This window comes from Segatella copri, from assembly GCF_009494395.1.
GTDB lineage: Bacteria > Bacteroidota > Bacteroidia > Bacteroidales > Bacteroidaceae > Prevotella.
In genome coordinates this window covers 1-4,430 of the sequence record NZ_VZCB01000088.1, presented here as the reverse complement: position 1 = coordinate 4,430, position 4,430 = coordinate 1, and the positions used below count along the sequence as shown (strand labels likewise).

Here is a 4,430-nt window from a genome sequence, read left to right as displayed (position 1 = left end):
TTTTGAGTATTAATAACTTATTTAATAATCGTCTCGTTTTAACGGGACACTAGTGTTATTATGGGACATTTCAGTTTGGATTTCAAGAAGGCAAAGGGCAGCTCTGACGCAAGGGAGTCAGACCACATAGAGCGCAAGGTGATACCAGACAATGCCGACCCAACAAGGACTCACCTCAACCGTGAGCTTGTCAAGATGCCGAGCGGTGTGTATGGTCGTGACGAAGCCATCGCCCACCGCATCAAGACGGCAGGCATCAAGCGCAAGATAACCAATGACCAGGTGAGGGTGATTAGAACCGTGCTGTCTGGAACGCACGAGGACATGATGAACATCGCAGCCAATGGTCAGCTTGACGATTGGTGCAACGACAGCTTGAAGTGGTTGCAGGACACATTCGGCAAGGAGAATGTCGTTTCGGTGGTTCTCCACATGGACGAGCACACGCCGCACCTCCACGCCTCCATCGTTCCGATAGTGACAGGCGAGCGGAGAAAGGCGAAGAACAAGACAGCGGAAGAAGGCAAGCGGACATACCGCAAGAAAGCCAATGCCGTGAGGTTGTGTGCCGATGATGTGCTCAACTGTGACAAGATGGTTGGCTATCACGACAGTTATGCGGAAGCCATGGGCAAGTATGGCTTGAAGCGAGGTGTCCGTGGATCGGATGCGAGGCATACCACCACGGCACAGTATTACCGCAACATCAAGCGAGAGACGGAGAGACTTCAAAACTGCATGAAACTGTTGCAATCTGATGTGGAGGAAGCGGAGCGACTGCTCAAACAGACCAAGAACGAAATCAACACGGAGAAACTACAGGCAGCCAAGACGGAAGCCAAGACAGCCCTTGTGTCGAAGATTGGTTCTCTTTTGGGCAGTGGAAAATTGAAAGAGGTGGAGCAACACAACCGAAAGTTGTGCGAGCTTGTGGCAGACCGAGAGCAATACATAGATGAACTCCATGAGAAGGTGCAGCGAATGGAAGACAGCCACAGCAAACAGCTTGACGAGATGCAGCGGAAGCACCAATCGGAGGTTGCGAATTTAGAGAGCAAGCACTGCACGGAGGTAACGATGCTCAACGACCTCATCCGCAAAGCCAATCGTTGGTTTCCGATGTTGGAGGCACGCTTGCAAATGGAAGACCTGTGCAGGAAGATAGGCTTCACCATCGAGCAAATCGGAGTACTCCTTACAGGTAAGGCGTTAAACTTTAGCGGTTCACTCTATTCCGAGGAGCACAGAAGAAAGTTCAATGTGGAGAATGCGGAAATCAAGGTGTTTTCTGATTCTACCAAGCCGAACCAACTGTTTTTGTATATCAATAGACAACCTATTGGTGACTGGTTCAAGGAGCAATGGGATACCCTAAAGTTACGTTTATCTTCACAACGTAAAGGCGTTAGACTATAAATCCAATGAAGGGTGCCAATAAGGACACCCTTCATTGGATTTATTAATTGTTTATGTTTTGTATATTTGACACAACATTAAATGCAAATCTACCATCAAGCCCTTTGATGTAGATTGTTTTTGCATTCATTCTATCTGGCTGTATGCCGATACCATCTTCAAATGGGACAAAAGACAATATTTTCCCATAAGGTAAACGAATTGATTTTTGAACAGAATAAAAATAAACATTCTTGTTTGTAATTATCAGTGAGCCAGAATATTTTGGCTGAAGGCTTGAAGTAACTAAAGGCTCTCCTTTAAATGCTCCGACACGATAGTATATACCACTTGCTACACGGACACTGATGCCTCTTGATGCCCCGACAGATTGACGTCTAACGACTTCTTCATACAAAACAACTCCGACAAAAGGCCAAATCAAAATCTCATCCTTTTGAAAGTTTATAGGGTTTCGTGTCAAAGTTGCTCTATGTGGAGTAATTCCATGCAAAATATCTTGAACAATAAGTGATTTTGTAAAATCAACATATTGGCTCTTGCTTGCAAGTATATCTTCTGAAATATTCATTTTTGCAGTAAGAGCATCTATATATTTTTCTGTTTCATTTGGAATTTCCGACATCAAATTGTATTCATTCAAAGCAGACAGCAATGCTTGCAAGAAGCATTCTTTTCTCAAATTCACAGGCAACGCATTTAATTGTGTATTTATTGGTTCGTAACAAACTTTTTCCATGATGGATTTTTTAATTGCATCTGTAGTCTCTTTAAATTTTGGATTAGAATTAATTAGGACTTTTTCTTTTGTGTCAGTTGAAGATGATGTTTGTTCTGTGTTATCATCAGATGATACAATAGTCATAATTGATACTACGAAAGCCGTACCCAAAAAGATTATTCCAAAAGCCATAAAACTTCCAGCGCAAATGCCAATTATAGCTCCCAATATAAAACCAATCGCAATAATGCCACAACCTTTTGGAGATATATTTTTGGTTTTTGTAGCTTGGTTTAAGTGGCGTGTTTGGGCGTTTGTGCTCTTTATGCTGTTATATGCAGCATAACCTAAAACACCACCGACTTTAGCCATCGTTCCCAATGACTTCATTCCCTTTTTGGATTTTTTAGCCCATGGGTCTCTATATCGTCGTGCCATATTACAAAAATATTAGAAATGATACTATAATCAAGATACTTATTGCAACCATACAGCCTTGTCCTGACGATTGAGGTTTTATCCCATACTCAGAACGAAGATTGTCAATATAAGCTTTTGCTTCAGCCAATCCGCAACCAGTATCATCTTTATAAACTTTCACTGCTTCTATATATCTTCCTTTTTTACAGAGGTCCAAATACTTGTTATCTGTGCTATCAGAATCTATGTTTTCAAAATCTATCGTTGCCATTACTTATTTCTTTAATTGTGAATCTTTACCATAGTGCTACTTTACCTGCAATCCCCAAATCGATAGTTGCAGTTACCACACCAAGAGCCTTAAATACTCTTCGCATAGTAGGTATTGTTATACTATAACCTCTCTCTAATCGGGAAATCTGCGCTCTTTTCACACCGATACGCTCACCAAGTTGTTCTTGGGTCAAATTCTGCTCTATGCGAGCCTTCTTGATGGCTTCTCCCAAACGGTAAGCATGCAACGCTTCATCCACATCACTCTCAAAAGCGTCACGTTTCGGAGTACCAACTTTTCCAAAGTGCTTGTCAAGCACGTCGTCCAATGGGGTAAGATTCATCTGTGCCATAATTATTTGTTTTTGAAATATTCTTTTCTTATTGCTTCTGCTTTTGCTATTTCCTTGCTTGGTGTCTTTTGAGTTTTCTTGATGATGCCATGAGTGGCAATCACCAAAGTTTCCTTGTCCTTGTCCCAGAAAGCAAACAAGCGATAAGCAGTTTTGTTGTACAATGTACGAAATTCCCATATCTCCGAATTCTCCAACTTCTTGAAAAGTTCCTTGTTGCGTTCTCCTCCAGCAACACGCTTGATGTTGTAGTATATCTTGTAAGATACCGCTTCGGGTAAACTCTCAATGAAGTCCTGTGCCTCGTCTGTCAAGACAAGTCGGAAGATATTTTGTGCCATATTATTCTTTTTGGTTGACAAAGATACTCATATTGTTTCATAAAAAAGAAACATTTGCGATAAAAAGCCATCTTATGCTACATTTTTAACATTTTAGCTACATATAATTGCGCATCAAGAACTAACAGGCAAGTTGCGAAGTACATTTGTAAACTCAGTTGAAATTATCTAATCATAACTGAAAATAAATCATAAAAGATAAACTATATTTTTGCGAGCCGAAGTTTTTGTTGTACTTTTGCAACCGACAAGAGTTGTTTGACAAGCAAACGTATGCATATTGCAGAAATTAGAACCGTTGCTAAATCATTACCTCCATTGAGGTGAAACACTCATAAATCGCTCATTTTAAGCTATTCAGCAGATTTTAGCGTAATTTTGATTGAAAACACAGATAATTCCCTCTCAAGAATTATCAAAAACCGGTTATACGCCTTTTTTATATATCAAAACTCGTAAAAAAGTTATTCTTATTTTCAAGAGGGTATAATAAAGACTATATTTTGATAGCCAATATTGATAATTTATGAAGCAAGAATTATCAATATTGGCTATTTGAAGATTATAATTAATCAATAAAATCGACAGAACCAATCGGTATAGCAAGAAAAAACTACGCTGTTACTATACAGATTGTTGCTCTGCAACATTTTTACGGGTTGTACGACTACTCTTTATATTAACCTTCTTGGCAGGAGTCTCTTGATTTTTATCGATGATTTCATTCACTTTTGCATTGAATCCGTTATAAAGAGGAGACTTTGAGTCAAGTTTCGAATAGGCTATACTAAGCGTATTTTGTTTAACATGCAACTTCGCATCTTTGCATTGAACAGAATAGTATTTTTCCTAAAAATTCTTCTATAATCTGCTGAATAGCTTAAAATGAGCGATTTATAAGTGTTC

Annotated in this window: 5 protein-coding genes; 1 reads left to right on the top strand and 4 read right to left on the bottom strand. The window is 39.7% G+C overall.

Going from position 1 to position 4,430, the window contains the following annotated elements:
* Positions 1–60 precede the first annotated feature (60 nt).
* On the top strand, positions 61–1,416 hold the full coding sequence (gene mobV / locus F7D73_RS12220) for a MobV family relaxase (protein ID WP_153125089.1): 1,356 nt from the start codon (positions 61–63) through the stop codon (positions 1,414–1,416).
* Positions 1,417–1,459: 43 nt separating this feature from the next.
* Here mobV and F7D73_RS12215 read toward each other — a convergent pair whose 3' ends face one another.
* From F7D73_RS12215 to F7D73_RS12200, 4 genes are read right to left on the bottom strand one after another with little or no spacing between them, the layout of a single operon-like run.
* Positions 1,460–2,527, bottom strand: coding sequence for a hypothetical protein (locus tag F7D73_RS12215; RefSeq protein ID WP_144005932.1), 1,068 nt, complete (start codon positions 2,525–2,527; stop codon positions 1,460–1,462).
* A 49-nt stretch (positions 2,528–2,576) separates the two neighbouring features.
* The gene (locus F7D73_RS12210; RefSeq protein ID WP_077195649.1) at positions 2,577–2,828 is read right to left on the bottom strand and encodes a hypothetical protein; all 252 of its coding nucleotides are present in this window, start codon (positions 2,826–2,828) and stop codon (positions 2,577–2,579) included.
* 25 nt (positions 2,829–2,853) lie between these two features.
* Positions 2,854–3,183: a helix-turn-helix transcriptional regulator gene (locus F7D73_RS12205; RefSeq protein WP_009018157.1), complete on the bottom strand. Its 330-nt coding sequence runs from the start codon at positions 3,181–3,183 to the stop codon at positions 2,854–2,856.
* Positions 3,184–3,185: 2 nt separating this feature from the next.
* Positions 3,186–3,524 (bottom strand): type II toxin-antitoxin system RelE/ParE family toxin, encoded by a 339-nt coding sequence (locus F7D73_RS12200; protein WP_036863323.1) that lies wholly within the window; start codon positions 3,522–3,524, stop codon positions 3,186–3,188.
* Positions 3,525–4,430: the final 906 nt, after the last annotated feature.

Coding starts and splice junctions, on each gene's coding strand:
- mobV (WP_153125089.1), top strand. CDS start 61: ATGGGACATTTCAGTTTGGATTTCAAGAAGGCAAAGGGCAGCTCTGAC.
- F7D73_RS12215 (WP_144005932.1), bottom strand. CDS start 2,527: ATGAAGTCATTGGGAACGATGGCTAAAGTCGGTGGTGTTTTAGGTTAT.
- F7D73_RS12210 (WP_077195649.1), bottom strand. CDS start 2,828: ATGGCAACGATAGATTTTGAAAACATAGATTCTGATAGCACAGATAAC.
- F7D73_RS12205 (WP_009018157.1), bottom strand. CDS start 3,183: ATGGCACAGATGAATCTTACCCCATTGGACGACGTGCTTGACAAGCAC.
- F7D73_RS12200 (WP_036863323.1), bottom strand. CDS start 3,524: ATGGCACAAAATATCTTCCGACTTGTCTTGACAGACGAGGCACAGGAC.